Raw genomic sequence first — 25,934 nt, 5'->3', positions numbered from 1 at the left:
CCTTCGCGAGCAAGCCCGCTCCCACATTGGTTTTGCGGCATGCACATAACCAATGTGGGAGCGGGCTTGCTCGCGAAGAAGGCAACTCGGTCTATCGGTGTTACTCGGGATTACGGTTCCAATACTTGAACAACGGCTCCGCCAGAAACAGCACAAACAGCAGCCGCATCACCTGCATCGCCGTCACCAGCGGCACCGACAGTTGCAGGGTCTCCGCCGTCAGGCTCATCTCGGCGATGCCGCCGGGCATCATGCCCAACGTCAGCGAACGCAGATCCAGATGGGTCAGTGCACTCAAACCCAAAGCCGCCAAGGTCGCGATCAACATGGTCAGCGCCGTGCCGATCAGCGTACGGCCCATGAATGACGGCGCGCGGCGGAAGAACTGTCGGTTGAAGTGACAGCCCAGGCCGCTGCCGATCAGCCACTGGCCGATCTGGCTTCCACCGTCCGGCAGGCCGATGTGCAAATCCCAGGCAATGCTCACCGTGGCACTGACCAGCAGCGGCCCGAACAGCCACGGATTGGGCTGACGCAAACGCTGCCAGAGCCAGGCGAGCAGGGCGCCCGTGGGAAACAGAATCGCCAGCCAGCGCCAATCGACGTTGCCGGCGTGGGAAATCGGTGTGCCGTCGCCCAGCAGATACTTGAACGCGGCCGGCACGCACAGCACCACCACCAGCACCCGCAGACTCTGCCCCGCCGCGACATGACTGAGCAGCGCGCCATTGCGTGCGCCGAGGTTAACCATCTCACCTGAGCCACCGGGCATGCTCGAGAAAAATGCCGTGGCACGATCCTCGCCGGTACGGCGCATCAACCACACGCCGACCACCGCCGACAGGCTGGTGACCAGGGCACCGAAGAAGATCAATCCGAAATGACTCAGCACCTGCTCCATCACCACCGGGGTGAAGTGCAGGCCGATGCCGATGCCGACAATCCATTGGCCGCATTTACGCCCTCCGGGGATTTCCGTGAGTTGCCACGGGGTCAGGCAGCGCACGAGGATGATCGCCAGCAACGAGCCGACCATCCACGGCAGTGGCCAGCCGATCTGGCTGGCGATAAAACCGCCAAGCAGACCGACCAGCGGGGTGGCCCACCAGCTTCTGAGGGAGGAGCGATCAGACATCGGCGATGGCGCGTTGCGCCGCCGCACGTTTGCGCCAGATGCGCAGCAGCGGCATCAGCAACATGATCGCGGTCAGGATCCACACGCCGAAAGTGATCGGGCTCGACCAGAGGATTTCCAGCGCACCGTTGGAAATCGACAGCGCACGACGCAGGTTCTGCTCCATCAGCCCGCCGAGAATGAACCCCAGAAGCACCGGCGACAACGGGAAATCCAGCTTGCGCAGGATGTAGCCGAAGATACCGATGCCGACCATCAGGAACAGGTCGAAGGTGGTCGCATGCACGGCGTACACGCCGATTCCGGTGATGATCGCGATCACCGGCACCAGTGCCCAGTTCGGCACGGCGAGGATGCGGGTGAAGATGCGGATCATCGGGATGTTGAGGATCACCAGCATGATGTTGGCGATGAACAACGACGCGATCAGGCCCCAGACGATGTCCGGTTGCTGTTGGAACAGCAGCGGCCCCGGGGTGATGTTGTACAGCGACAGCGCGCCGATCATCACGGCGGTGGTGCCCGAACCGGGTACGCCGAGGGTCAGCATCGGCACCAGCGCGCCACAGGCCGAAGCGCCGATCGCGGTCTCAGGAGCGGCGAGGCCACGGGCGTCACCCTGACCGAATTTGCCGCCGGCACCGGCGATGCGTTTTTCGGTCATGTAGGCCACGGCACTGGCCAACGTCGCGCCGGCACCCGGCAACACGCCCATGATGAAACCCAGCAGGCCGCAACGGATGTTCACCACGAACACCGACGCCGCTTCCTTGAAGTTGAACATCATGCGTCCGGTGGCTTTCACCGCTTCCTGGCCGCGATGGGTTTTTTCCAGCAGCAGGAGGATTTCACTGACCGAGAACAGACCCAGTACCAGCACCACGAACTGGATGCCGTCGGTCAGGTGAATGTTGTCGCCGGTGAAGCGGTATACGCCGCTGTTGGCGTCGATGCCAACGGTCGACAGGAACAGCCCGATCAACGCCGCAATAAACGTCTTCAACGGACGATCGCCGGCCATGCCGCCGAGACAGACAATCGCGAACACCATCAACACGAAGTATTCCGCCGGGCCGAAGGCAATCGCCCATTTCGCCAGCAGTGGGGCGAACAGCACCATGCCGCAGGTGGCGATGAACGCACCGATGAACGAACTCCATGCCGACAGCGACAGGGCGACACCGGCCAGACCCTGGCGCGCCATCGGATAACCGTCGAGGGTGGTCATCACGGTGGAGGCTTCGCCCGGAATGTTCAGCAGGATCGAGCTGATCCGCCCGCCGTATTCGCAGCCCAGATACACCGCCGCCAGCAGAATCAGCGCCGACTCCGGTGGCAGGCCGAGGGCGAAGGCGATCGGGATCAGCAGGGCCACGCCATTGATCGGACCCAGGCCCGGCAACAGCCCGACCACGGTGCCGATCAGCGTGCCGGTCAAGGCCGTGACCAGGTTGTACGGGCTCAGCGCGACGCCGAAGCCCTGACCCAAATAACCGAGAGTATCCATATCAGTTCTCCAGAACGTCGAGCAGGCCCAGCGGCAGTGGAACGTCCATCAGACGGTCGAACAGCAGGTACAGACCGATGGCCATCAACGTTGTCACCACAATGCTCGGTAGCCAGCGACCGCCATACAGGCGCGCCATCGGGATGCCGATCAGGATGCTGCTGAGAATGAAGCCCAGTGGTTCGAACAGGCCGGCGAACACCAGCAGCAGGACGACGCAGATGCCGATCTTGGTCAGGGTTTGGCGATCCAGCGGTGGCTCGTCTTCGCTGTGTTTGATCGGTGCCGGGCGGAACACCATGTACAGCAGCGCCACGCCCATCAGGCCGAGCATCAGCAGAGGAAAGGCGCGCGGGCCGACCGGTTCATAAGAAAAAGCCGCTTGATACGGCCACGCCATCAGCGCCAGGCCAACGCAGGCCAGCAACAGCACCGAGGCGAAAATGCGTTGTAAGAGCATGGGAAACTCCTGTGCCGAGGCCTCGATGCGCGAGGCCGCAGCCGCTAGACAGAGACGATCACTGAATCAGGCCGAACTCTTTGGCCAGCACTTTGTAGTCCGCGACCTGCTTCTTCACGTAGGTGTCCAGCTCCGGGCCGGTCATGGCGAACGGGAACAGTTCACGTTGATCGCGCAGCTTGGCGAAGTCGTCCGAGGCCAGCAGTTTGTCGAAGGCGTCTTTCCACCAGGCGTAGTCTTCGTCGCTGACTTTTGGCCCGAGGTAGAAACCGCGCACCACCGGCCAGACGATGTCGTAGCCCTGCTCGCGCGCGGTCGGGATGTCTTTCATTTCCGGTTCGTCGATGCGTTTATCGGCGAACACCGCGAGCAGCCGCATGTCACCGCTCTGGATATGCGGCATGGAGTCGGAGATGTCGGTACTACCCACCTGGATGTGACCGCCGAGCAGTGCAGTAGCGATTTCGCCGCCGCCTTCGAGGGCGACGTAACGCAGGTCACGCGGGTTGATCCCGGCAGCCTTGGCGATCAGTGCGGTCTGCATCCAGTCCTGGCTGCCGACGGTGCCGCCGGAACCGATGACCACGGAGCTCGGATCTTTTTTCAGGGCTTTGACCAGATCGTCGAGGGTCTTGTAGGGCGAATCGCTCTTCACCGCGATGGCGCCGTAACTGGTGCCGACGGCGGCCAGCCAGCGCACGTTGGTCTCGTCGAAACGGCCGAACTTGCCTTGCGCCAGGTTCAGCAACGAACCGCTGGACCACGCCACCAGCGTGCCGGCATCGGCCGGGCGCTGGGCGACGACCGCGTTGTACGCCACCGCGCCGACACCGCCGGGCATGTAGGTCACGCGCATCGGTTTGGTCAGCAGTTTTTCGTTGACCAGCGCGCTCTGCGCCAGTTTGCAGGTCAGGTCGAAACCACCGCCGGGGGAGGCCGGGGCGATGCATTCCGGACGTTTCGGTTCGGCCATCAGTTGGCCGGCGAACAGCATGACGCCAGCGGCCAGAGCAACTTTACGCAGTGATAAGTTCATCTATGTCTCCTTGGGAGTTGTTGTTATGGACGTACTGAATTACCAAAGGGCAACGCTATAGCTCACCAGCAGACGCACTTCATCGGCATCGCGAGCGGAGTAGTTGGAACGGTAGGTGGCATTACGCAGGCGTACGGCAACGTCCTTCAGGGCGCCGCTTTGTACTACATATTTGATCTCGGTGTTGCGCTCCCACTCTTTGCCTTCTTCGCCATTCTTGAGCTTGATGTTGTCACCGCTCAGGTAACGGCTCATGAACGACAGGCCAGGGATGCCGAGACGCGCAAAGTCGAAATCGTAACGCGCCTGCCATGAGCGCTCTTCGGCGCCGGCGAAGTCGTTGATCTGCACGAAGTTGACCAGGTACGGGTCGCTGCCATCGACATACGGGAAGGCGCTGTCGCCGGACATGTGCTGATAACCGGCGGTGAACTTGTGGCCGCTCAGGGCGTAGCTGACCAGACCGTTGAGCGAGCGGTTGTCGATCTCGCCACCACGGGCCGCGCCCTGATCGTCACTGACCGCAAAGCGCAGGTCGGTGGCGAAGGTGCCCGGGCCCATCGGCCGTGAGGCGACCAGACCGAAGAAGTGCTGGTTATAGACTTCGTCGAGCTGGGCGAAGTGGTAACTGCCGGTGATCTTGTCGGTGAACTTGTAGTCCACGCCGGCAAAATCGAAATGCTTGCCGGCCACGGTGCCCGCGAAGCGGCTGTTCTTGTTGTTGAGGGCGATGTCCTCGAAATCGGTGCTGTCGCGATCCTTGGCTTTCTCCAGACGCCCGCCGGTGAAGGTCAGGTTCTTGATCTCTTTGGAGGTCAGCAAACCACCTTCGAACGTCTGCGGCAGGATGCGCCCGTCATTCGGTTTGAGGATCGGCAGTTCGGGAATCAGGCTGCCGATTTTCAGTTCGGTGGCGGAGATTTTCACTTTGCCGGTCAGGCCGACTTTCGAGTATTCGTTCGCCGCGCGCCCGTCATCGTGGGTCGGCAACAGGCCGGTGCCGGTACGATCCGGGCTCGAATCAAGTTTGACCCCGAGCATGCCCAGCGCATCGACACCGAAGCCCACGGTGCCGTCGGTGTAACCCGATTGCAGGTTGAGCATGAAACCCTGCGCCCATTCATCACGCTTGCTTTGCTGGGCACTGGTGCCGTCGCGAAAGTCGCGGTTGAAGTACATGTTGCGGGTTTCGAAGGTGGCGGAACTGTCTTTGATGAAGTCGGCGTAGCTCAACGGTGAGAAACCGGCGAGGGCAGCGGTGCTGGCGAGGGTGGCGTGGCGCAAACGAGAAGGACGAACAGGCGTAGAAGCCTTGGTCTGCAAGGACGGCATGCGGGTGTACTCCGTTTATTGTTCTTATTGGTCGAAAACGCTTCGAGGCGTTTTTCGTATCGCTGTGTGGCAGCAGCGACGGCAGTCGAAACTGTCCGTGACCGGACTCTAACGGGCTAACCTTTCACTAACCTTTCAGCTGGATTTCGCGGGTTTCGGGCTTCACAGCGGCGGTTGCGGCTGTAAACTCCGCGGCAAAGAGTGGCGTCGGCCATCCCTGAATGAGGTAGAGATCCATGCGTGTTCTGCTCGTCGAAGACCATTTGCAACTGGCCGAAAGCGTCGCCCAGGCGCTCAAGAGCACCGGTCTGACCGTGGACGTGTTGCACGATGGCGTGGCCGCCGACCTGGCGCTGGGCAGCGAGGAATACGCGATGGCGATCCTCGATGTCGGCCTGCCGCGCATGGACGGTTTCGAGGTGCTGGCGCGCCTGCGCGCACGTGGCAAGAACCTGCCGGTGTTGATGCTGACAGCGCGCAGCGATGTGAAGGACCGCGTACACGGCTTGAATCTCGGCGCTGACGATTACCTGGCCAAACCGTTCGAACTGACCGAGCTCGAAGCCCGGGTCAAAGCCCTGTTGCGGCGCAGTGTGCTCGGTGGCGAGCGTCAGCAGCGCTGCGGCGTGCTGGCCTACGATCTCGACACCCGACGCTTTAGTCTCGGCGAAGAACTGCTGACTCTGACCTCCCGCGAACAAGCCGTGCTCGAAGCGTTGATCGCCCGCCCGGGACGGGTGATGAGCAAGGAGCAACTCGCCGCACAGGTGTTCGGTCTCGACGAAGAAGCCAGCCCCGATGCCATCGAAATCTACGTGCATCGTCTGCGCAAGAAACTCGACGGCCAACCGGTGGCGATCGTGACCTTCCGTGGCCTTGGTTACTTGCTGGAAAGCCGCGATGCATAAGCCCAGCAGCCTGCGCTGGCGGTTGCTGTGGAACCTCGCGTTGTTGCTGGTGGTGTTGATGCTCGCCAGTGGTCTGAGCGCATACTGGAACGGGCGCGAAGCTGCCGACACGGCTTACGACCGAACCCTGTTGGCCTCGGCGCGAACCATTGCCGCCGGCCTGTCGCAGCGCGACGGCACGCTCAGCGCCGACGTGCCCTACGTGGCGCTGGACACCTTCGCTTACGACAGCGCCGGGCGGATTTACTACCAGGTCAACGACATTCACCAGAAGCTGATTTCCGGCTACGAAAACCTGCCCGGACCACCACCCGGTACGCCAAGAACTGACGATTATCCAGCGCTCGCGCGCTTCTATAACGCGACCTATCGCGGGCAGAACGTGCGCGTGGTCAGCCTGCTCAAAGCGGTCACCGAGCCGAACATGAATGGCATGGCGGAAATCCGTGTCGCGGAAACCGATGAGGCGCGGGTCAGCATGGCCCGCAGTCTGGCGGCCGATACGCTGCTGCGTCTGGGCATGCTCGCGATCGGCGCCCTCTTGCTGGTGTGGTTCGCGGTGAGTGCCGCGCTGCGCCCGCTGGAGCGTTTGCGCACGGCGGTGGAGGAGCGTCAGCCGGATGATTTGCGGCCGCTGCCGCTGGTGGAAGTGCAACATGAATTGTGGCCGCTGGTGCGCGCGCTCAATCACTTCACCGAACGCTTGCGCGGGCAGTTCGAGCGGCAGGCGCAGTTCATCGCCGATGCCGCCCACGAACTGCGCACGCCACTGGCGGCGTTGAAGGCGCGGCTGGAACTGGGGCTGCGTTCGTCTGAAGCGGAAACCTGGCGCAGCACGCTGGAATCCTCTGCGCAAAGCACTGATCGCCTGACCCATCTGGCCAATCAACTGCTGTCGCTGGCGCGGGTGGAAAACGGTGCCCGGGCGATTGCCGAGGGCGGCGCGCAACTGCTCGATCTGAGTCAGTTGGCCCGCGAACTGGGCATGGCCATGGCGCCGTTGGCTCATGCGCGCGGAGTCGCGCTGGCTCTGGAGGCGGATGAGCCGGTGTGGCTGCGCGGTGAGCCGACGTTGCTCAATGAGCTGCTGAGCAATCTGGTGGACAACGCGCTGGCGCATACGCCACCGGGCGGCAACGTGATTCTGCGGGTCGCGGCGCCGGCGGTGCTTGAAGTTGAAGATGACGGGCCGGGGATTCCGCTGGAGGAGCGTGATCGGGTGTTTGAACGCTTCTATCGGCGCAATCAGCAGGTCGCGGGCTCAGGGTTGGGTCTGGCGATTGTCGGAGAGATCTGCCGGGCGCATCTGGCGCAGATCACCTTGCACGATGGAGAACAGGCCGGTTTGAAGGTTCGGGTGAGTTTTATTGCTGGATAAATGTGGTGTTGGTGCGGGCCTCTTCGCGAGCAAGCCTGCTCCCACAGGGGGTCCACGCCGTACACAAATCCCCTGTGGGAGCGGGCTTGCTCGCGAAGGCCGCGCCGCGGTTCCGGATCAGTAAAACATCGTCCGCGATTCTTCCAGATCCGCGCACAACTCCTTGTTCTCCGGATCGATCCCAAGCTTCCTGAACGCCGGCACGCTGAGTGGGTCAATCCGCGCAATCGGATGATCGCTGTCCTTGTGACAATACAGACTCGCCACCTGCACCAGATCGACGTAATCGAGGTGCGCCGAGTCGCGTTTGAAATCCAGATACAGCCCCGGCAACGCCACCAGTTGCTCGGGAAATTCCCAGACCCGCAACAGCTTGTCGCCCAGCAGCGGGTGAATGTGGTCGATCACATGGTTGAGGCTGACCGGGTCTGACAGCAGTTCGTAGTGATCTTCGGCGTAGGTCAGGATCGGCAATACGCCGATCTGATGCACCAGCCCGCCCAACGCCGCCTGATCAGGTTTGAGTTGGGTGTGCCGACGGCACAGGGCGTAGCTGACGCCGGCGATCTCCAGGCTCTTGCGCCAGACTTCGCGCATCTTCTGTTCGACCACCTCGGAGCGGGCGTGGAAGATCTGTTCCATCACCAGGCCGATCGCCAGGTTGCTGCTGTAGTTCACTCCCAGTCGGGTGATCGCGGTGTGCAGGTCGGTGACTTCCTGGGTCGCGCGCAGCAACGGGCTGTTGACCACTTTGATCAGGCGTGCCGACAGCGCCGTGTCGCGGCCAATCACTTTGCTCAGGTCGCTGACACTGATCTCCGGGTCTTCGGCAGCCTTGCGAATTTGCAGGGCCACTTCCGGTAATGTTGGCAGAACCAGGTCATCGTTATCGATGGCCTCAACCAAATCCTGTTGGACCTTATCCGCCAGCTCGCTCATGTAGATTCTCTAGGGTGTTGCAACAAAAGCTGCGATCAGCGCTGGATTTCGCGGTCGCGATCCAGTTCGTAGGGCAGGTCGAGCAAATGCAGGGCTGGCCCTTCGAGGTCGCCCAGGTGCAGATCACCCGCTTCGGCAGCTTCGGCCTGCAACACCGCCAGCAGTTCAATCTTTTCTGCGGCGCGGGCGGCAATCACCACTTCGCCGATGGCGCTGCTGTGGCTTGGGGCGAACAGCGGGGTGCCCGGCTCTGGCAGTTCAGTCGCGTCAAGTTCTACGCGATAGAGGCGACGCTTGAGCTTGCCCAGGTACTGCATGCGCGCGACGATTTCCTGGCCGGTGTAGCAACCTTTCTTGAAACTCACGCCACCGACGGCCTGCAGGTTGAGCATCTGTGGGATGAACAACTCGCGGGTGGTCGGCATGACCTGACCGATACCGGCGCGAATCTGCCCCAGCAGCCATTGGTTCAATTCGCCTTCAGGCAGGGCGGTGGCCAACTTGGCTTTGATGGCGTCGGCTTGATCGGCCGGTACCCAGAGTTCGGCGCGATCCGGCGAGACGCGAATAGCGATCAGGCCTGCGCTGCGCACTACGCTGTCGGTTTCGCTTGGCAGGCTCAGACCCAGGCTGGCCAACGCGGCGTCGCCGTGCTCCAGGCCAAAACGCACCCAGGCGGCGCTTTCGTCGGTCAGTTTGGACTTGGAGAACACCGCGTACTTTTTCAGATCCGCCAGTTGCGGCTCCAGCAGTTCACTGGCCATTGCCAGCAGCACGCCGTCACCTTCGAGCAGAATGCGGAAGCTCGACTGCATCCGGCCTTTTTGCGTGCAGCGCGCGCCCAGGCTGGCCTGGCTGTCGCTGAGGTAATTGATGTTGCAGGTCAATTGGCCTTGCAGGAATTTGCCGGCATCCACGCCGCGAACCGCGAGTACGCCTTCATGAGACAGGGTGCAGAAAAAAGCAGAATCGGCCATGGGTCATCGCAGGGTAAAAAAGTCTGGGGCACATCATAAGGGCGCGTTGTTGAAATGGGTAGTTGATAAAGGATCGGTGGTGCCCGACCAAAGCCGACTGTGCGACCCGCGCCGGGGCTGTATACTGCGCGCCTATTTGAGGAGGGCTCCATGGTCGAACAAGTTGAACTCAATCGCCTCTTCTGGCACAGCCGCCGCGGCATGCTGGAACTTGACGTACTGCTGGTGCCGTTCGTGAAAGAGGTCTATCCGCACCTCAACCAGGTCGATCGCGACTTGTATGTCCGTCTGCTGACCTGTGAGGATCAGGACATGTTCGGCTGGTTCATGGAGCGCAGTGAGTCCGAAGACCCTGAGCTGCAGCGCATGGTCCGGATGATCCTGGACCGTGTTCAGCCCAAGTAATACGTTCGAATGCCGCTGGCATGCCTCTCGGCAGTTGCTGGCGGCGTATCTGTTGACCCAGGCGTTCGCGCTGGGTGTGTTGTTTCTCCTGTCGATTCCACTCTGGGCCTGTCTGCTCGGGGCCTTCGCCTGTCTACTGCACGCCGTGTGGGTGTTGCCACGGCAGATTCTGCTGACGCATCCGCAGGCTTTTTGCCGATTGCGCCGCGATGCCGATGGCTGGCAATTGTGGAATCAGGCGGGCGGCTGGCAAGCAGTCCAGCTGCGCCCTGACAGCCTGGCGTTGCCGTTGATCGTGGTGCTGCGCTTTCGTTTGCGCGGGGAGCGGCGGGTGCGCTCGATCTGTGTACCGCGAGACTCGCAGGCAGCGGATGTGCACCGACGCCTGCGAGTGCGGCTCAAGTTCAGCCGGCGTAGGTGGGCGGCACCAGAATAGTGTCGAGCGCCTCGGGCAGCAGGTTCGGGTAGTCGAGGGTGTAATGCAGACCGCGACTTTCCTTGCGCTCCATGGCAGAGCAGATCATCAGTTCGGCGACTTGCGCCAGATTACGCAGCTCGATCAGGTCGCGGCTGACTTTATAGTTGCTGTAGAACTCGACGTGATGAGGCTAAACCCAATGGATACAGGGGTTTCAGCCGATGACCATCAACCAGCCCTCCCAAACTGGGACAAACCTGTTACAAACTGCCCTCGCCAAGCCATACCACTATCGCCGGTCTGGTCGCTATTACCTTCGCCTTCGCCCTCAAGGCACCGCTAAGGGCTTCTTCACGCTGTCACTCAGGACCACCGACAAGGCCACCGCTATGACCATCTCGCAAGACATCCTCTCGACCCTCAAGGCCTACCATCTGGACAACCCAGAGGCGTCATGGGATGAGCTGAGAGAGCGTCTGTTGGACATCGCTGAGTACAGCCTGACGATGGCCCATGGCGATAGCTCACTGGTTGCCTACGAGATGATTTACGATGAGCACCATCAGGCCCTCCGTGAGGCAAGCGCAAAGCTGCCCCTGAGCGTCAATCAGCAACGGGCTGTGAGTAAGGCACTGGAGATCATTGAGGCGTCTCAGGAGCGCATGAAGGGCAGGTCTGGGAATCTGGTGGAGATCGTAAAGGGTCTCAAGGATGAGCATTGTAGCACGTCAGTGGCCCTGTCTCCGTCCCTATCTGTAAGTTCATCTGAGCGGCTGACCTTCAAGGCTCTGTCTGCGCTGTACATGGAGGAACGCAAAGACAGCATTCAGGCCAGCACCATGCGGGACGTGAGATCGTCCTGTGAGGCTATCGCTACGATCCTCGGTGACTTGGACTTGAAGGCCCATACGCGGGAGGACATGAAGAACCTTCGGGACAAACTCCTTGAGGACCGCAAGCCATCGACGGTGAAGAAGCTACTGACCCGGCTATCAACTGTCATGGACTGGGCTGTGCATAACGGTTACCTCGATAAGAGCTTCGACAAGGGTCTGAAGCCAACGAAAGGAGCTGATAGCTCCCGTGAGGCGTTCTCTCAGGATCAGGTCAAGGCCCTCATGGCGCACGCTAAGACCCTGCCGGTGGACGCATGGCTGCGTTGGGCATTGTCCCTTGGGGTCATCGCTGGGACCCGTATCGAGGAACTCAGGCAGTTAACGAAGGCCGATGTTAAGCAGGTCGGGGATGTCTGGGTTATCGACATCAATAGGAACGATGGCAAGACAGCCAAGACCAAGAATGCTTTGAGGGTCATCCCGTTGACCGATGGCGCCTATGGGTTCGACCTGAAGGCTTTCCTTGAGTTTGTCCAAAGGGCGGACTCTCGCCTGTTCGCTTTGGGCGCTGGGCGATTCTCTGAGTTGCTCAATGGGCTTATCCGTGATGTCTTGGGTGTGAAGGCTGATCGGACGCAAACCTTCCACTCGCTACGGCACTCTCTGGCTGGTGCCTTGAAGGCCGCTGAGATTCCTGTTGGCACCGCTGAGTCCATCTTGGGGCACGCTTCGGGGTCGATCAGTTATGACCTGTATGGGGCGGGCAGTGCGGTTGAGGTGGGGCGTATGGCTGAGGCACTGAAGACTGCCTTTCTCTAATGGCATGAAGGGTCTGCCGCTTGCGGTGGACCTGCTTTGAAAAGCGTAATTTCATGGGCATCGAGCTGGATGTCCTCGTGGGTCACCCTGAGCACGAACTGATCTTTCTGGGGCACCAAGTCGCCAAGGCAGCGGGGCTGGCTGATCCGGCCCGTAGCCTGAAGCAATGGCGCAGCACTAAGGAGGGTCATGGTAGCAACTTCCTGACCCTCAAGGCTTTGATTGATGAAACATCCATTAAAGCCCCTGAGTACGTCACAAGCCACGGCCTGACCCGTGCCTACCGGGGCACTATGGCGATGCTGACTGAGTCTGAAGCCTACACAATGCTGCTCCGCTCCAACGCACCAAAGACCGAACCCTTCCGCCGCTGGGTCACCGAGGAAGTCCTCCCGACCATCCGCAAGACCGGCTCGTACAACGCTGCTGAGTCGAGCAACCCGATTGCCGTGGGCATCATGGATGAGCTGAAGCTGCTCCGTGGGGAACTGGTGGAACTGAAGGAGATCGTTAAGGCCCTTGTTTACTGGACTTGATGGCTGGTGTCGCCAAATACCCTCACTATGGCTGCACGTTCGCAGCGGCCATCTGAGGACCACTTCCATGACCCTGCTCACCCAACCCGGACCACTGCACCGCCACGTCGATCACGAAACCGGCACCATCCTTCACATTGACCCAATCACTGGCGAGGTCATCCGCCGCAAGGACATGGTACGACCCGCAAACCTCGAAGCCCAGTATCAGGCATGGGCCGCTGAGCGTCGTGCCGATGAGTCGCTCTCTGAGGACCACCAGAAAGCCGCCAAGGGCCTTTCCAGCGACCCCCAAGGGCAACCCCAAGAGACCCCAAGCGATGAGCCTAAGCGAGGACGTGGACGCCCAAAGGCCACCTTCGCCAACCCTGTCGCAGCCTATATGTACCTCCTTGCGATTCCCGATCCGCTGCCATGGGTAGACGACATCATTACCGGGTCAATCATCACCAGTGCAGGAGTCACCAACGGAAAGATCAACGTCAAGGCCCGAGCGGTCATCGGTGCGTTGTTCCTTTCGGAGATCACAGCGGACGCCTGCAAGACCAATGAGTATTCCTTGAGGACCGCCCAGCGAATCGCCAAGGCTGCTCGACACGCTGCCCATGGGATCGCTTCGTATGTCGAGAGACACCCAGACATCAAGGCTGAGATTGTGGCTGAGGTAGGCGCAGAGGCTCTATTCCGGGGCTTAGCGACTTAACGCCGGATAATATAAAGAAAATCTCAACGACCATCTTCAGGTCAAAGCATCGACCAGACCCAGAGGGAGAGGGGTTGTTAATTACAACTCCCCTCATCTCAAAGGGCATCTTTAAGAACACCTCAAAGGAGACCTTCCAACATGACCAGCATTGTCTGCCCAGCTAACTCACGCCTCACCGAACAAGATATGTCAGTCTTGTCTACTGTATTCCCTCGACCAGCTCGAACCCAGCTCATCGAGTTGCGTCGTGCCCTTAGTGACCATCGCTCCAACTTCAGGACCTACAAGGCTGGACAGGTCACCTTCGATATGGACGGTGTGGCCCAACGGGTCCTCGCTAAGTGTCCCCAAAAGACTCTCGACCGTTTGAACCAACTACTTGAACAAGGGTTGTGTCTTCAAGCCATCGCCTCGACTCACTTGAGGATTCCATTAAGCGGCTCTGAAGGAATCTCACTCACAACTTAAAGGCGTCCGTCAAGACTGTCGTTAAAAACCCTCACTATGGGTAAGACAGGAAGACCAACAACAAAATAATTTCCTCGACCCTGCACAACAGCCGTCGCCACGGTTGATCCAGTAGCGAGCTAACGCTGCGCCCTTCGATGCCCTTCAGGCTTGCCATGTCCTGAATCAGCGTCATCAACACCACTTGAAACCCAGAACCTTTTGATCGTCCTTGAAGATGCCCGCGAAGGCTTTCTCCTTGGCCGTCTGGTCGTGCGCGTCTATGGCGCAAGGACGAATCAAAGGGTCCCCAATAGGAGAACCCAAACCATGAAAATCACTATCACGAAAGTCCTGAAGAACGAAGTCACCGTGTCGGGCCAGACCCTGAACCGTGAGTACGTCGAGAACATCATGTTGCCCATGCTGGTCGCCCAATGCGGGACCGTTAAGGGCCAGCAATTCGAGATCGTTAAGGCGTTCGATGAGGCCGGTCTGTCGCTCCAAGCGATTCCCGTAGTTGCCCGAGAGTACCGCCAAGACCAATACCAGAAGGCCCAAGAGAAGGCTCAGAGAGAGGCTGAGGCCCGTTGGCATCAAGAGCGCTGCCGTGAGTACACACCTCGTGAGATCGCCCAAGCGAAGGCCGATAAGGAAGCCCGAGCCGCTGCCATTCGTGAGCATGGTGCCCGTATCCGTGCTGCCTCCCGTGCCAATAGCGCTGGCTGGTAACAGCACCTCGACACACAACCACTTCATTCATCTATTCAGGAGAAACAACCATGACTAAGCCATTCCAGTACACCAAACCTTCGACCTACACCACCGCCATCACCGATGAGCACACTGGGTCGATTCGATTCAACACTGCTGATGTTCGCCCAGAGACCCAAGCGGCCACCGATGTATCCGTCTATGTGGAGGCCCTTGTGGAAGCCGCTGAGGACTATTTGAACGGCGATGAGTGGCGAGAGGCTGCCATGGAGGCAACCCCTTGCGAGTTCCGTCCGGCTGGCTCTGAGGCCACTGGGCAACAAATCATCACCATGGCCGACCGCTCTGTCACCTTCGACCCTCGTAAGAACTGGGATAACCAGACCGTCGAGAAGGGCGAGGTCCTGGCCGGTTCTGTGATCTTCACCGAGGCGACCGACAAGGCATTGGTCATCAGCCACCGAGCTACGATCTTTGACCACAACCTGATGGCAGGCTTCACCGTCCAGTCTATGGAGCAAACCGCTGACAAGATGCTTCGTGACATTGAGCACAGCGCAGCCGGTAAGGTCGCTGCCATCTTGGCGACTGCCCCAAGCACTGAGAGCGTCTCTGAGGCCAAACCAACGGGTAAGCCTGCTGAGATCGCTGAGGACCTCATCGACATCCTCACGACCCACGTTAACCAGACTGTAGGGACCTCGCTGAGCGACTTCGTGATCCTGCTGCCCGTGTCACTGGTGGCTGTTCTTGAGCGTGCTGCTCAACGTGCTGGTCAGGACTCTATCGAGGACCTCATTGGCGCAGGCGTACAGCCGTATACAGGCACTGACCACGGCGTCTTCATGTTGCCCAAGCTTTTCACCTCGCTGAGCTACCGTGAGCGCCAAGACGGTAGCATCTGGAAGATTGAAGCGACTCGCAACCCAAACGCCCAAGGCTGGGACCTTGAGATCGTGGCTGTGGTGGACATCATCGCCAATGGCATGGTCAAGGTAGCTCTGACCGAGGATCGTCTTCAGACCGTTCAAGTGCCGTTCCCGCTGGTCACTCGCATTGCCCTGAGCTGATCTAAGGGAAACCCTGATAGCCCCGTAAGGCCGGACCTAAAGAGGGACCGGCAGGGGCACAGCTTCACCTATCCGCATCATCGCCCGTCGCTGGGCATCTATCTAACCGAAAGTCTTTCTGTTTGTTCCTTCATGCCACCGGCAGAACCCTTGGTCGGGTCTTTCGGCTGCCGGTGGGAGCGAACTTGAGGGAGCAAACAAGAGGAAAACAGACTATGACCATGACCACCAATACAGCGACCATCTTCGAGAACATCTCCAAGGCCGGAGCGGTATCCTCAACGACTCTCAACGGCTTACCCGGTATGTCGTCCTTGGAGATCGCTGAGATCACCGGTAAGCGCCATGACCATGTACTCAGAGACATCCGAAAGATGCTCAACGAGCTGGAAAGGGAGACCCCAAATCTGGGGGCACCTCAATGGGTCGAGGCCAGCTACCAGTCCAGTCAAAGCAAGTTATTACCGCTGACCATCCTCGACAAAGAGCTGACCTTTACGCTGCTCTCCCGGTATTCCTTCAAGCTGTCCAACATGATCGTCAAGCGCTGGCTTGAACTGGAAGGCTCAGGGTTTGAACGTGTGTCGATACAGGCTGCTGTGGTTCACCTGCTCGAACGAGAGAAGGACAACTATCGAATCGCAATGAGGGACATCAAGGCCGCTGCAAGGCGTCTCAAGGCCCGCTGAGGTCGTTGATTGATACTTCCTCAAACGAAGCGTGACGGGCTATGCTCAATAGCTAAGTTGCCCACAAAAAGGTCCCGCGATGAGTGTCACACTGTGCTACACCTACAAGGGCAAACGGGTAGTCACTAAGGTGCCTGTCCAGTCTCTGACACCACATGCGGCGCTATGCTATGCCTTGCTTCAATCAGGCGCTTCTAATGACCAATCTCAAGGGAGTTGGCCGCATACCTATGAGCGCCTCCTTGAGGTAGCCCTGCAACACGAACTCACAGACGTTCGCTTTCACAAGTCACTCTAACCCTTCAAGGAGAACCCCATGGACCACCTACAGGCCCTCTACTGGGTCTGTCTGGCCGTTCAACTGGGGTTCTGGTTGTGGTCGCATAGGCCCCCTTGAGAATCTGACAGAAAAATCTGAAAGGTCACCATTACAAGACTTCCCGCGCAGGCTCCCCCGTAGGCCCTCGCATGGGTGCCCGTGGGCGCGTTAAGGACCCTCGCGGGCAGGCGATAAGGACCCCAGCGATGGGACAAAGATGCGCCAAAGCTGTAACAAACCGGGGCCTTACCGTGCTACGCTGAGGCTTCCTAACGTGCCTCATTCGGTCGGTGTAAGGATCGTATCCTTCGCTTCTGAAAGCAGCCCTGGATAGTCCAGCGTGTAGTGGAGACCCCGAGATTCCTTGCGTTGCATGGCTGACCTAATCATCAGCTCCGCTACCTGAGCAAGGTTCCTCAGTTCGATCAGGTCCCTACTTACTCGGTAGTTGCTGTAGAACTCGTCGATCTCGTCCAGCAACAGACGCACGCGGTGCTGCGCTCGTTGCAGGCGCTTATTGGTGCGCACGATCCCCACGTAGTCCCACATGAAGCGGCGCAGCTCGTCCCAGTTGTGGGCGATGATCACGTCCTCGTCGGAATCGGTGACCTGGCTGGCGTCCCACTCGGGCAGGGCGGTTGGCGCGGTGACGTCATCCAGTTGCGCAAGAATATCCGCAGCCGCCGAGCGGGCATAAACGAAGCATTCGAGCAGCGAGTTGCTGGCCATGCGGTTGGCCCCGTGCAGGCCGGTGAAGCTGGTTTCGCCGATGGCGTACAGCCCCGGCACGTCGGTACGACCGTGCTGGTCAACCATCACGCCACCACAGGTGTAGTGCGCTGCCGGTACGACCGGAATCGGCTGCTTGGTGATGTCGATGCCGAAACCCAGGCAACGTTCGTAGACGGTCGGGAAGTGGTTTTTGATGAAGGCTTCAGGCTTGTGGCTGATGTCGAGATAGACGCAGTCGACGCCCAGCCGCTTCATTTCATGGTCGATGGCGCGGGCGACGATGTCGCGTGGCGCCAGTTCGGCACGTTTGTCGAAGCGCGGCATGAACCGTTCGCCGTTGGGCAGCTTCAGGTGCGCGCCTTCGCCACGCAAGGCTTCAGTGATCAGGAAACTCTTGGCCTGCGGGTGATACAGGCACGTAGGGTGGAACTGGTTGAATTCCAGGTTCGCCACTCGGCAGCCCGAGCGCCAGGCCATGGCGATGCCGTCACCGCAAGCGCCGTCGGGGTTACTGGTATAGAGGTAGACCTTGGCGGCGCCGCCGGACGCGAGGATCACGAAGCGTGCGCCGTAGGTGTCGACTTCGCCGGTCGCGCGATTCAGCACATAGGCGCCGAGGCAGCGCTCGCCACTCATGCCCAGACGGCGTTCGGTGATCAGATCAACGGCAACTCGCTGCTCCAGCAGTTCGATGTTGCTGCGTTCTCTGGCTTGGGCGAGGAGGGTGGTGAAAATCGCTGCGCCGGTTGCGTCGGCGGCATGGATGATGCGTCGATGGCTGTGGCCGCCTTCGCGAGTCAGGTGGAATTCGAAACCGCCGTCTTCGGTGCCGGACTGTTCGTCGCGGGTGAACGGCACGCCCTGGTCGATCAGCCACTGGATGGCTTCGCGGCTGTGCTCGACGGTAAAACGCACCGCGTCTTCATGGCACAGACCGCCGCCGGCGTTCAGGGTGTCGTCGACGTGGGATTCGACAGTATCGGTATCGTCCAGCACGGCAGCGACGCCGCCCTGGGCCCAATAAGTCGAGCCGTTGGCCAGATCACCTTTGCTCAATACGGCAATGCGCAAATGACCCGGCAAGGTCAGCGCGAGACTCAAACCGGCAGCGCCGCTGCCAATCACCAGAACATCGTGTTGAAACTGTTGGCTCATTTCAGGATTCCGCTCAAAGCGACCCGGATCGGGGGTGGCGCAGGACAGCTGGATCGGCGAGTCAAGACAGCCACACAGCCCACTAGTATATAGAGGGGTGGAGCGGCACAATAGCCGAGCTCGTATGGCATTGTGAAACTACTGTGACGACAAAAGCTTGACGTTTCGTCGGACGTTTTTTTCTGTCGTTTTGGGAAAAGGCGACTGTATCGAGGATGAAACAGGCTTTTTCAGCACGCGGTTGCTCAATGTCGCTTCAGCACGGCTATAAATAATTGGAACTTTTGCCAGAGGCCCAAGATCAATAGTCAGTTGCCAGAAGCACGGGACAGTGTCGGCTTCAATGCAGAACCTGCGATTGGGTTTTTGCCGGCGAACCGATGACAAGATTATTCGCGCAGCCGGTTTATCCCGCGCTGCGTTTTTCGTGCGTGCCAAATCAGAGCCCGCAGGAAACTTGCCTGGAGGGGGAGAACTTTTGCGAAAAGCCCGAGTCTATGTTTGCAAGTCTGGTCGTTTAGTTATGCAAGCCTCCTCCATGCTTATCGAGGAGTGTTCATGCTAACCCAGGAAGAGGATCAGCAGCTGGTCGAGCGCGTTCAGCGTGGCGACAAGCGAGCTTTCGATCTGCTGGTGCTGAAATATCAGCACAAAATTCTCGGGTTGATCGTGCGTTTCGTGCACGACACCCATGAAGCCCAGGATGTGGCTCAGGAAGCCTTTATCAAGGCCTACCGAGCGCTAGGAAACTTTCGCGGAGACAGCGCGTTCTATACGTGGCTTTACCGCATTGCCATCAACACGGCAAAGAACTATCTGGTTTCACGCGGCCGCCGGCCGCCGGATAGCGATGTAAGTTCTGAAGACGCAGAGTTCTACGACGGCGATCACGGCCTGAAGGATCTCGAATCGCCGGAACGCGCTTTGCTGCGGGATGAGATCGAAGGCACCGTCCATCGAACCATTCAGCAACTGCCAGAGGATTTACGTACGGCTTTAACTTTACGTGAATTCGATGGTCTGAGTTACGAGGACATTGCGAGCGTCATGCAGTGTCCGGTGGGTACCGTGCGCTCCCGGATTTTCCGCGCCCGGGAGGCCATCGATAAAGCCCTGCAGCCGTTGTTGCAGGAAAACTGAGACAGCGGCGACAGCCAAGAGAGGAACGCCATGAGTCGTGAAGCCCTGCAGGAATCGCTGTCCGCAGTGATGGATAACGAAGCGGACGAACTGGAATTGCGTCGAGTGATCAATGCACTGGACGATGTTGAAACCCGTGAGACCTGGGCTCGTTATCAGATCGCTCGGGCAGCCATGCACAAGGATCTGCTGCTTCCGCGTCTGGACATTGCTGCGGCAGTTTCTGCTGCGCTGGAAGACGAAACGGCTCCAGCCAAAGTAGCCCGCGGCCCTTGGCGCAACCTGGGTCGTCTGGCCGTTGCAGCTTCGGTGACCGTTGCGGTACTGGCCGGTGTGCGCCTGTACAACCAGGACGAAATCGCTGGCGTCGAGCTGGCGCAGCAGTCCAATCAGCCTTCGCTGGTTGCGCCGCAGGTCAAAGGCCCGGCCGTCCTAGCTGGCTACAAGGAAAGCTCGGAAACTACGGGGCCGATGGCCAACGGCGTTCTGCAAGGTCAGCCAGGCTGGCACGATCAGCGTCTGCCAGGCTATCTGCGTCAGCATGCCCAGCAAGCTGCGTTGAAAGGTACTGAAAGCGCTCTGCCTTATGCGCGTGCAGCAAGCATGGAAAACCGTTAAGGAGGATCATGCGCGCCATACCTCTACTTTCGCTTCTGCTTAGCGGCTGGTTCATTGTTCCAGCCCATGCCGACGAGGCCCAGGACTGGCTGATTCGCCTGGGTCAGGCCGAGCAGCAGCAAAGCTTCCAAGGTACTTTCGTATACGAGCGTAACGGTAGTTTTTCTACCCACAATATCTGGCATCGTGTCCAGAACGGTCAGGTCCGCGAGCGTTTGCTTCAGCTCGACGGCTCGGCTCAGGAAGTCGTGCGTGTTGATGGGCATACTCAATGCGTCAGCGGCACCCTGATTGCGGGGTTGGGAGACTCTCCCAACTCGACCGCTCGTTCGCTTGACCCCCAAAAGCTGAAAAACTGGTATGAGCTTGCCGTTATCGGCAAGTCGCGCGTGGCCGGGCGTGATGCGGTCATCGTATCGCTGACGCCCCGCGACCAGCATCGCTATGGTTTCGAGCTGCATCTGGATAAACAGACCGGATTGCCACTGAAGTCGTTGTTGCTCAACGATAAAGGGCAGCTACTCGAGCGTTTCCAGTTCACCAGCCTCGATACCGCTGATGTCCCGTCGGACAAAGACCTGCAAGCTGGCGCCGAGTGCAAGGCCGTCACTATTGATAGTGACAAGGCGTCTGCCGTGAAAACGGCTCAGGTCTGGCATTCCGACTGGCTGCCTCCGGGTTTCGTGCTGACCAGCAGTACTTCACACAAAGATTCCGAAACCAAAACTCAAGTCAGCAGCCTGATGTATGACGACGGGCTGGCGCGGTTTTCAGTGTTTCTTGAGCCGTTGAACGGTGCAACAGTGACCGATACCCGCACGCAGTTGGGGCCGACTGTCGCAGTTTCCCGCCGCCTCACTACGCCTGAGGGTGAGATGATGGTGACGGTGGTCGGTGAAATTCCAATCGGCACGGCCGAGAGGATTGCCCTTTCGATGCGCAACGATGGCGCTGCAACCAGCAAGCAGTGAGCTGATTTCAGTCATTTCCACTTCTTCTTTGAGACGTAGATGAAATGTTTGCTCAGCATTTTCATTTGCAAATCACCCGAAAGTTTTTTATAGGTCAGAGCCTCACGGCTCTGGCCTTGTCTGTTGTTCCCGGAACAAAAATACCGGCCCGCGGTTCCCGGTGTTCCTTGCTCCATATCGCTTAACCCTGCTCGTCGTAACGGGAGCTGTATGTCGATACTTAGCTTGAAGTCTTATCTCTCCATTTTCGCCACCGTGCTGGTGCTGGGTCAGGCTGTCCCCGCTGCCCAGGCGGCCGACCTGCCGGATTTCACCCAACTGGTTGAACAGGCCTCGCCTGCAGTGGTGAACATCAGTACCACGCAGAAGCTGCCGGACCGCAAGGTGAACCAGCAGATGCCTGACCTGGAAGGCTTGCCGCCGATGTTGCGCGAGTTCTTCGAGCGCGGCATGCCGCCTCAGCAGCGTTCGCCGCGCGGCGATCGTCAGCGTGAAGCGCAATCGCTCGGTTCGGGCTTCATCATTTCCTCCGATGGCTACATCCTGACCAACAACCATGTGATTGCCGATGCCGACGAAATCCTCGTGCGTCTGGCTGATCGCAGTGAAATGAAAGCCAAGCTGATCGGTACCGACCCTCGCTCCGACGTGGCCCTGCTGAAAATCGATGGCAAGGATCTGCCGGTGCTCAAGCTCGGCAAGTCCCAGGACCTGAAGGCGGGTCAGTGGGTCGTGGCAATCGGTTCTCCGTTCGGCTTTGACCACACTGTGACCCAAGGCATTGTCAGCGCCGTCGGCCGTAGCCTGCCGAACGAAAACTACGTGCCGTTCATCCAGACCGACGTGCCGATCAACCCGGGTAACTCCGGTGGCCCGCTGTTCAACCTGAACGGTGAAGTGGTCGGGATCAACTCGCAGATCTACACCCGTTCCGGTGGCTTCATGGGTGTGTCGTTCGCCATTCCGATCGACGTGGCGATGGACGTTTCCAATCAGCTGAAAAGCGGTGGCAAAGTCAGCCGCGGCTGGCTGGGCGTGGTCATCCAGGAAGTGAACAAGGATCTGGCCGAGTCGTTCGGTCTTGATAAGCCGGCCGGTGCGCTGGTTGCGCAGATTCAGGATGACGGTCCGGCAGCCAAGGGTGGCCTGCAAGTGGGCGACGTGATCCTGAGCATGAACGGTCAGCCGATCGTCATGTCCGCCGACCTGCCACACTTGGTCGGTGCGCTGAAAGCGGGCGCCAAGGCCAACCTCGAAGTGATCCGTGACGGCAAACGCAAGAATGTCGAGCTGACTGTCGGTGCGATTCCGGATGAGGACAAAGAGCTGGCTGCACTGCCGAAGTCGGGTGCGGAAAGCAGCAGCAACCGCCTCGGTGTTTCGGTGGCGGAACTGACCGCTGAGCAGAAGAAAACCTACGACCTCAAGGGCGGAGTGGTGATCAAGGAAGTTCAGGACGGTCCTGCGGCTTTGATCGGTCTGCAACCGGGTGACGTGATCACTCACCTCAACAACCAGGCCATTGGCTCCACCAAAGAGTTCGCCGAGATCGCCAAGGCGCTGCCGAAGAATCGTTCGGTGTCGATGCGCGTTCTGCGTGAAGGTCGTGCGAGCTTCATCACCTTCAAACTGGCTGAATAACCCGGTTGCGGTGAAATAAAAACCGCCTCGAAAGAGGCGGTTTTTTTATGCCTGAAATTTTTATGTCGCTGATGAAAACTCAGCCCATCATGTCCTTGATCATGCGTTCCTGCTCCATCAGCTCGCGCTGGCGTGCATCGATCCGCGAGGACAGCGGGAAGTTGCTGCCCGCCTTGCGCTTGGCAAAATCAAGCTGCTGGATCGCCTGACGATAATCGCCGACCAGCGCGAAGTACTCGGCGCGGGCCTGATGCAGACCAATGATGTTGCCAGAGAGGCCACGGGTTTCGGCGACCTGATACCACACGTCCGGATCATTCGGACGGGATTTGAGCAAGCTGTCGAGGGCTTTCTCGGCGTCGGCGGTGCGATTCTGTTTCAGCAACAGATCGACCCGAACCTGATTCAGCGGGTAGTTGCCCGGATACTGGGTGAGCATCCGGTCAACCCGCGTTTGCGCATCCGGCAGGCGGTTGTTGGTAATGTCCAGGTCGATCTGCGCGAGGTTGTAGATGATCTCGTTGGGTGACTTGGCCAGCAGCTGTTTGAGATTCTCCCTGGCTTCATTGAGCTGGCCGCCCTTGATCTGGGCGATCGCCAGGCCGTAGCGCGCCACGTCGTTTTTCGGATTCTCGTCCAGTTGTGCACGAAAGCGCTTGGCGCCCAGTCCCGGGGTTTCTTCGTAGATCAGCTGAACACGGGCGCGGATCAGCTGATAGCGCATGCTGTCTTCGATGCCGCCCGTTGGCGCTTGTTCTGCACGGTTACGGGTGTCGGCGATACGCGATTCGGTCACCGGGTGAGTCAGCAGAAATTCTGGCGGCTTGGCGTCGAAGCGGTATTGGCGCATCAGACGTTCGAACATGGTCGGCATCGAGCGCGGGTCGTATCCGGCCTTTTCCAGGTTGAGGATGCCGATACGGTCGGCTTCCTGCTCGTTTTGGCGCGAGAAGGTACGCTGCGACTGAATGGCTGCGGCCTGAGTGCCGGCGATGGTCGCGATCCCGGCATCACCGCCACCGGCGGCGGCAATCACGATCCCCGCGAGCAGCGCCGCCATCATCGGTACCTGCATCCGCTGCGAAGCTTCGACGCCGCGCGCGAAGTGGCGTTGCGACAAGTGAGCCAGTTCGTGGGCCAGTACCGAGGCGTATTCGCCTTCAGTCTGCGCGTTGAGGAACAGGCCACCGTTGACCCCGACCACGCCACCCGGCGCCGCGAAAGCGTTGAGTTGCGGGCTGTTGATCAGAATGAATTCCAGGCGACGATCGGTCACCTGGCTGGTTTCCACCAGCTTGTAGACGCTGGATTCGACGTAGTCTTTGAGCTGCGGATCGTTGAGCTGTGCAACCTGACTGCGCAACATGGCCAGCCAGGCGCGGCCCAACTGGTATTCCTGTTGCGGAGAGACAATGGCAGAACTGGCGTCGCCAAGTGACGGCAGATCGTCGGCAAAGCCCGGTGAGGCGAGCAGGCAAGCGAGCGTCAGCAGGGTAGGGCGCAGAAATGTCATGCACAAAGCCTTAGAAGACAAAGACCTTACTGTAGCCGGACACCGGGCTTGCGACCAGATATTCTAGGCGCCTCAACCACCTGAACCGGAGTGACGCAATGACTGACGCTGTAGCCCATGACTGTGAATTGGACGCCAGTGGCCTGAATTGCCCGTTGCCGTTGCTCAAGGCCAAGATGGAACTCAACAAGCTGCCCAGCGGCGCGGTGCTCAAGGTGATCGCCACGGACGCGGGTTCGCAGCGCGACTTCCGCACCTTTGCCCGTATGGCCGGTCATACGCTGCTGCGCGAAGAAAACGAAGCAGGCGTCTACCGTTACTGGTTGAAAAAAGCCTGAAGCCGACAGCGTAAAAGACCTAAGGATTATTGATGTTCAAAGTGTTACGCGACTGGATTCAGCGCTACTTTTCCGACGAAGAAGCGGTGGTGCTGGCGGTGCTGCTGTTTCTCGCCTTCACCGCGGTGCTCACGCTCGGTGGCATGCTCGCCCCGGTATTGGCCGGGATGGTGTTGGCGTATCTGATGCAGGGGCTGGTGCTCGCTCTTGAACGCATGCGCTTGCCTGGTGCGGCGGCGGTGGGGCTGGTGTTTGCGCTGTTCATGGGCGTGTTGCTGGTGTTCATCGTGGTGGTCTTGCCGTTGCTGTGGCATCAGTTGATCACGCTGTTCAACGAACTTCCGGGCATGCTCGCCAAATGGCAGTCGCTGCTGCTGTTGCTGCCGGAGCGCTATCCGCATCTGGTCTCTGACGAGCAGGTGCTGCAGGCCATCGAAGCGGCGCGTGGCGAAATCGGCAAGTTCGGCCAATGGGCGCTGACCTTCTCGCTGTCGAGCCTGCCGCTGCTGGTCAACATCATGATCTATCTGGTGCTGGTGCCGATTCTGGTGTTTTTCTTCCTCAAGGATCGGGCCATGATCGGCGAGTGGGTGCGCGGCTATCTGCCCCGTGAGCGAGCGCTGATCACCCGCGTGGCGCAGGAAATGAACCGGCAGATCGCCAACTACATTCGTGGCAAGGTCATCGAGATCGTGATCTGTGGCGGCGTGACCTACATCGCGTTCGTCGCGCTCGGCCTCAACTATGCGGCGCTGCTGGCGTTGCTGGTCGGGGTGTCGGTGGTGGTGCCGTACGTCGGCGCGGTGGTGGTGACCGTGCCGGTGTTGCTGATTGCGTTGTTCCAGTGGGGCTGGAGCGATCAGTTCATCTATCTGATGGCGGTCTACGGGATCATTCAGACCCTGGATGGCAACGTGCTGGTGCCGTTGCTGTTTTCCGAGGCGGTTAACCTGCACCCGGTGGCAATCATTTGTGCGGTGCTGTTGTTTGGCGGGTTGTGGGGGTTCTGGGGCGTGTTCTTCGCAATTCCGCTGGCGACGCTGTTCAAGGCCGTGCTGGATGCGTGGCCGCGCAAGGAGCCGGTTGTGGCTCCATTGCTTTAGAGCCGAGCTATTCGCTGAGGCTTATTGCCCCTTCGCGAGCAAGCTCGCTCCCACATTTTGAAATGCATTCCAAATGTGGGAGCGAGCTTGCT

General features: G+C 59.5%; 25 protein-coding genes and 1 pseudogene. 16 read left to right on the top strand and 10 right to left on the bottom strand.

The window, feature by feature from the left end; genetic code table 11:
• Positions 1-100: 100 nt before the first annotated feature.
• Genes QMX91_RS15495 through QMX91_RS15475 form a run of 5 tightly spaced genes read right to left on the bottom strand, consistent with a single transcriptional unit; the run spans position 101 to position 5,470 of the window.
• Complete coding sequence (locus QMX91_RS15495; RefSeq protein WP_007963258.1) at positions 101-1,135, bottom strand: AbrB family transcriptional regulator; 1,035 nt, start codon at positions 1,133-1,135, stop codon at positions 101-103.
• Positions 1,128-2,642: a tripartite tricarboxylate transporter permease gene (locus tag QMX91_RS15490; RefSeq protein WP_183781620.1), complete on the bottom strand. Its 1,515-nt coding sequence runs from the start codon at positions 2,640-2,642 to the stop codon at positions 1,128-1,130. Before QMX91_RS15490 ends, QMX91_RS15495 begins: the two co-directional genes overlap by 8 nt.
• A gap of 1 nt (position 2,643) precedes the next feature.
• Complete coding sequence (locus QMX91_RS15485; RefSeq protein WP_201135575.1) at positions 2,644-3,102, bottom strand: tripartite tricarboxylate transporter TctB family protein; 459 nt, start codon at positions 3,100-3,102, stop codon at positions 2,644-2,646.
• A gap of 58 nt (positions 3,103-3,160) precedes the next feature.
• Positions 3,161-4,138, bottom strand: coding sequence for a tripartite tricarboxylate transporter substrate binding protein (locus QMX91_RS15480; RefSeq protein ID WP_007963261.1), 978 nt, complete (start codon positions 4,136-4,138; stop codon positions 3,161-3,163).
• A 39-nt stretch (positions 4,139-4,177) separates the two neighbouring features.
• Positions 4,178-5,470 carry an OprD family porin gene (locus QMX91_RS15475; RefSeq protein WP_135295135.1) on the bottom strand — a complete coding sequence of 431 codons (1,293 nt, stop codon included), beginning with the start codon at positions 5,468-5,470 and terminating at the stop codon, positions 4,178-4,180.
• A gap of 236 nt (positions 5,471-5,706) precedes the next feature.
• Here QMX91_RS15475 and QMX91_RS15470 point away from each other — a divergent pair, with 236 nt between their 5' ends.
• Entirely contained in the window at positions 5,707-6,378 is a 672-nt protein-coding gene (locus tag QMX91_RS15470) for a response regulator (protein ID WP_003222545.1), read from the top strand.
• Positions 6,371-7,756 (top strand): sensor histidine kinase, encoded by a 1,386-nt coding sequence (locus tag QMX91_RS15465; RefSeq protein ID WP_096796597.1) that lies wholly within the window; start codon positions 6,371-6,373, stop codon positions 7,754-7,756. The genes QMX91_RS15470 and QMX91_RS15465 overlap by 8 nt, the downstream gene beginning before the upstream one ends.
• A 117-nt stretch (positions 7,757-7,873) precedes the next feature.
• Here QMX91_RS15465 and QMX91_RS15460 read toward each other — a convergent pair whose 3' ends face one another.
• Complete coding sequence (locus QMX91_RS15460) at positions 7,874-8,695, bottom strand: HDOD domain-containing protein (protein ID WP_027614457.1); 822 nt, start codon at positions 8,693-8,695, stop codon at positions 7,874-7,876.
• 35 nt (positions 8,696-8,730) lie between these two features.
• Positions 8,731-9,672 carry a folate-binding protein YgfZ gene (locus tag QMX91_RS15455; protein WP_134785623.1) on the bottom strand — a complete coding sequence of 314 codons (942 nt, stop codon included), beginning with the start codon at positions 9,670-9,672 and terminating at the stop codon, positions 8,731-8,733.
• A gap of 150 nt (positions 9,673-9,822) precedes the next feature.
• Between QMX91_RS15455 and QMX91_RS15450 the strand changes: the two genes are divergently transcribed.
• Complete coding sequence (locus QMX91_RS15450) at positions 9,823-10,077, top strand: succinate dehydrogenase assembly factor 2 (RefSeq protein ID WP_003222550.1); 255 nt, start codon at positions 9,823-9,825, stop codon at positions 10,075-10,077.
• Positions 10,061-10,513 carry a protein YgfX gene (locus QMX91_RS15445; RefSeq protein WP_097086670.1) on the top strand — a complete coding sequence of 151 codons (453 nt, stop codon included), beginning with the start codon at positions 10,061-10,063 and terminating at the stop codon, positions 10,511-10,513. Before QMX91_RS15450 ends, QMX91_RS15445 begins: the two co-directional genes overlap by 17 nt.
• On the opposite strand, the pseudogene QMX91_RS15440 reads toward QMX91_RS15445, so the two are convergent.
• Positions 10,482-10,673, bottom strand: a pseudogene (locus tag QMX91_RS15440) (L-aspartate oxidase); the annotation flags it as partial. The gene QMX91_RS15445 and the pseudogene QMX91_RS15440 sit on opposite strands and share 32 nt — an antisense overlap.
• A gap of 43 nt (positions 10,674-10,716) precedes the next feature.
• Here QMX91_RS15440 and QMX91_RS15435 point away from each other — a divergent pair.
• From QMX91_RS15435 to QMX91_RS15410, 6 genes are all read left to right on the top strand, one after another.
• Positions 10,717-12,150 (top strand): tyrosine-type recombinase/integrase, encoded by a 1,434-nt coding sequence (locus QMX91_RS15435; RefSeq protein ID WP_282412997.1) that lies wholly within the window; start codon positions 10,717-10,719, stop codon positions 12,148-12,150.
• A gap of 53 nt (positions 12,151-12,203) precedes the next feature.
• A complete protein-coding gene (locus QMX91_RS15430) occupies positions 12,204-12,686 on the top strand; it encodes a BRO family protein (protein WP_282412996.1) in 483 nt (160 codons plus the stop codon).
• Between the two features lie 67 nt (positions 12,687-12,753).
• Positions 12,754-13,389 carry a hypothetical protein gene (locus QMX91_RS15425; RefSeq protein ID WP_070096172.1) on the top strand — a complete coding sequence of 212 codons (636 nt, stop codon included), beginning with the start codon at positions 12,754-12,756 and terminating at the stop codon, positions 13,387-13,389.
• A 780-nt stretch (positions 13,390-14,169) separates the two neighbouring features.
• The gene (locus tag QMX91_RS15420; protein WP_054904073.1) at positions 14,170-14,571 is read left to right on the top strand and encodes a hypothetical protein; all 402 of its coding nucleotides are present in this window, start codon (positions 14,170-14,172) and stop codon (positions 14,569-14,571) included.
• A 50-nt stretch (positions 14,572-14,621) separates the two neighbouring features.
• Entirely contained in the window at positions 14,622-15,623 is a 1,002-nt protein-coding gene (locus QMX91_RS15415; RefSeq protein WP_061202907.1) for a hypothetical protein, read from the top strand.
• 215 nt (positions 15,624-15,838) lie between these two features.
• Positions 15,839-16,312: a Rha family transcriptional regulator gene (locus QMX91_RS15410; protein ID WP_054903677.1), complete on the top strand. Its 474-nt coding sequence runs from the start codon at positions 15,839-15,841 to the stop codon at positions 16,310-16,312.
• 598 nt (positions 16,313-16,910) lie between these two features.
• On the opposite strand, the gene nadB is transcribed toward QMX91_RS15410, so the two are convergent.
• The gene (gene nadB / locus QMX91_RS15405; protein WP_282412995.1) at positions 16,911-18,518 is read right to left on the bottom strand and encodes an L-aspartate oxidase; all 1,608 of its coding nucleotides are present in this window, start codon (positions 18,516-18,518) and stop codon (positions 16,911-16,913) included.
• Positions 18,519-19,076: 558 nt separating this feature from the next.
• Here nadB and rpoE point away from each other — a divergent pair.
• The 4 genes from rpoE to QMX91_RS15385 all read left to right on the top strand — a co-directional run bounded on the left by rpoE (position 19,077) and on the right by QMX91_RS15385 (position 22,888).
• Positions 19,077-19,658 (top strand): RNA polymerase sigma factor RpoE, encoded by a 582-nt coding sequence (gene rpoE / locus QMX91_RS15400; RefSeq protein WP_003172477.1) that lies wholly within the window; start codon positions 19,077-19,079, stop codon positions 19,656-19,658.
• A 30-nt stretch (positions 19,659-19,688) separates the two neighbouring features.
• Positions 19,689-20,276, top strand: a complete 588-nt coding sequence (locus tag QMX91_RS15395) for an RseA family anti-sigma factor (RefSeq protein ID WP_135295139.1) — start codon at positions 19,689-19,691, stop codon at positions 20,274-20,276.
• An 8-nt stretch (positions 20,277-20,284) separates the two neighbouring features.
• Entirely contained in the window at positions 20,285-21,247 is a 963-nt protein-coding gene (locus QMX91_RS15390) for a MucB/RseB C-terminal domain-containing protein (RefSeq protein WP_223007631.1), read from the top strand.
• A 210-nt stretch (positions 21,248-21,457) separates the two neighbouring features.
• The gene (locus QMX91_RS15385) at positions 21,458-22,888 is read left to right on the top strand and encodes a DegQ family serine endoprotease (protein WP_123586894.1); all 1,431 of its coding nucleotides are present in this window, start codon (positions 21,458-21,460) and stop codon (positions 22,886-22,888) included.
• Between the two features lie 79 nt (positions 22,889-22,967).
• Here the strand turns inward: QMX91_RS15385 and QMX91_RS15380 are convergent, their stop codons facing one another.
• Positions 22,968-24,401, bottom strand: a complete 1,434-nt coding sequence (locus tag QMX91_RS15380) for a M48 family metalloprotease (protein WP_135295140.1) — start codon at positions 24,399-24,401, stop codon at positions 22,968-22,970.
• Positions 24,402-24,499: 98 nt separating this feature from the next.
• Between QMX91_RS15380 and QMX91_RS15375 the strand changes: the two genes are divergently transcribed.
• A complete protein-coding gene (locus QMX91_RS15375; protein ID WP_282412994.1) occupies positions 24,500-24,739 on the top strand; it encodes a sulfurtransferase TusA family protein in 240 nt (79 codons plus the stop codon).
• A 32-nt stretch (positions 24,740-24,771) separates the two neighbouring features.
• Complete coding sequence (locus QMX91_RS15370; protein WP_003222568.1) at positions 24,772-25,842, top strand: AI-2E family transporter; 1,071 nt, start codon at positions 24,772-24,774, stop codon at positions 25,840-25,842.
• The last annotated feature ends 92 nt before the right edge of the window (positions 25,843-25,934 follow it).

The sequence above is a fragment of the Pseudomonas sp. PS01299 genome (assembly GCF_029960145.1).
In the GTDB taxonomy this organism is placed as follows: Bacteria; Pseudomonadota; Gammaproteobacteria; order Pseudomonadales; family Pseudomonadaceae; genus Aquipseudomonas; species Aquipseudomonas putida_A.
The sequence above is the reverse complement of the archived record's forward strand: the minus strand, read 5'-3'. Positions and strand labels throughout refer to the sequence as shown.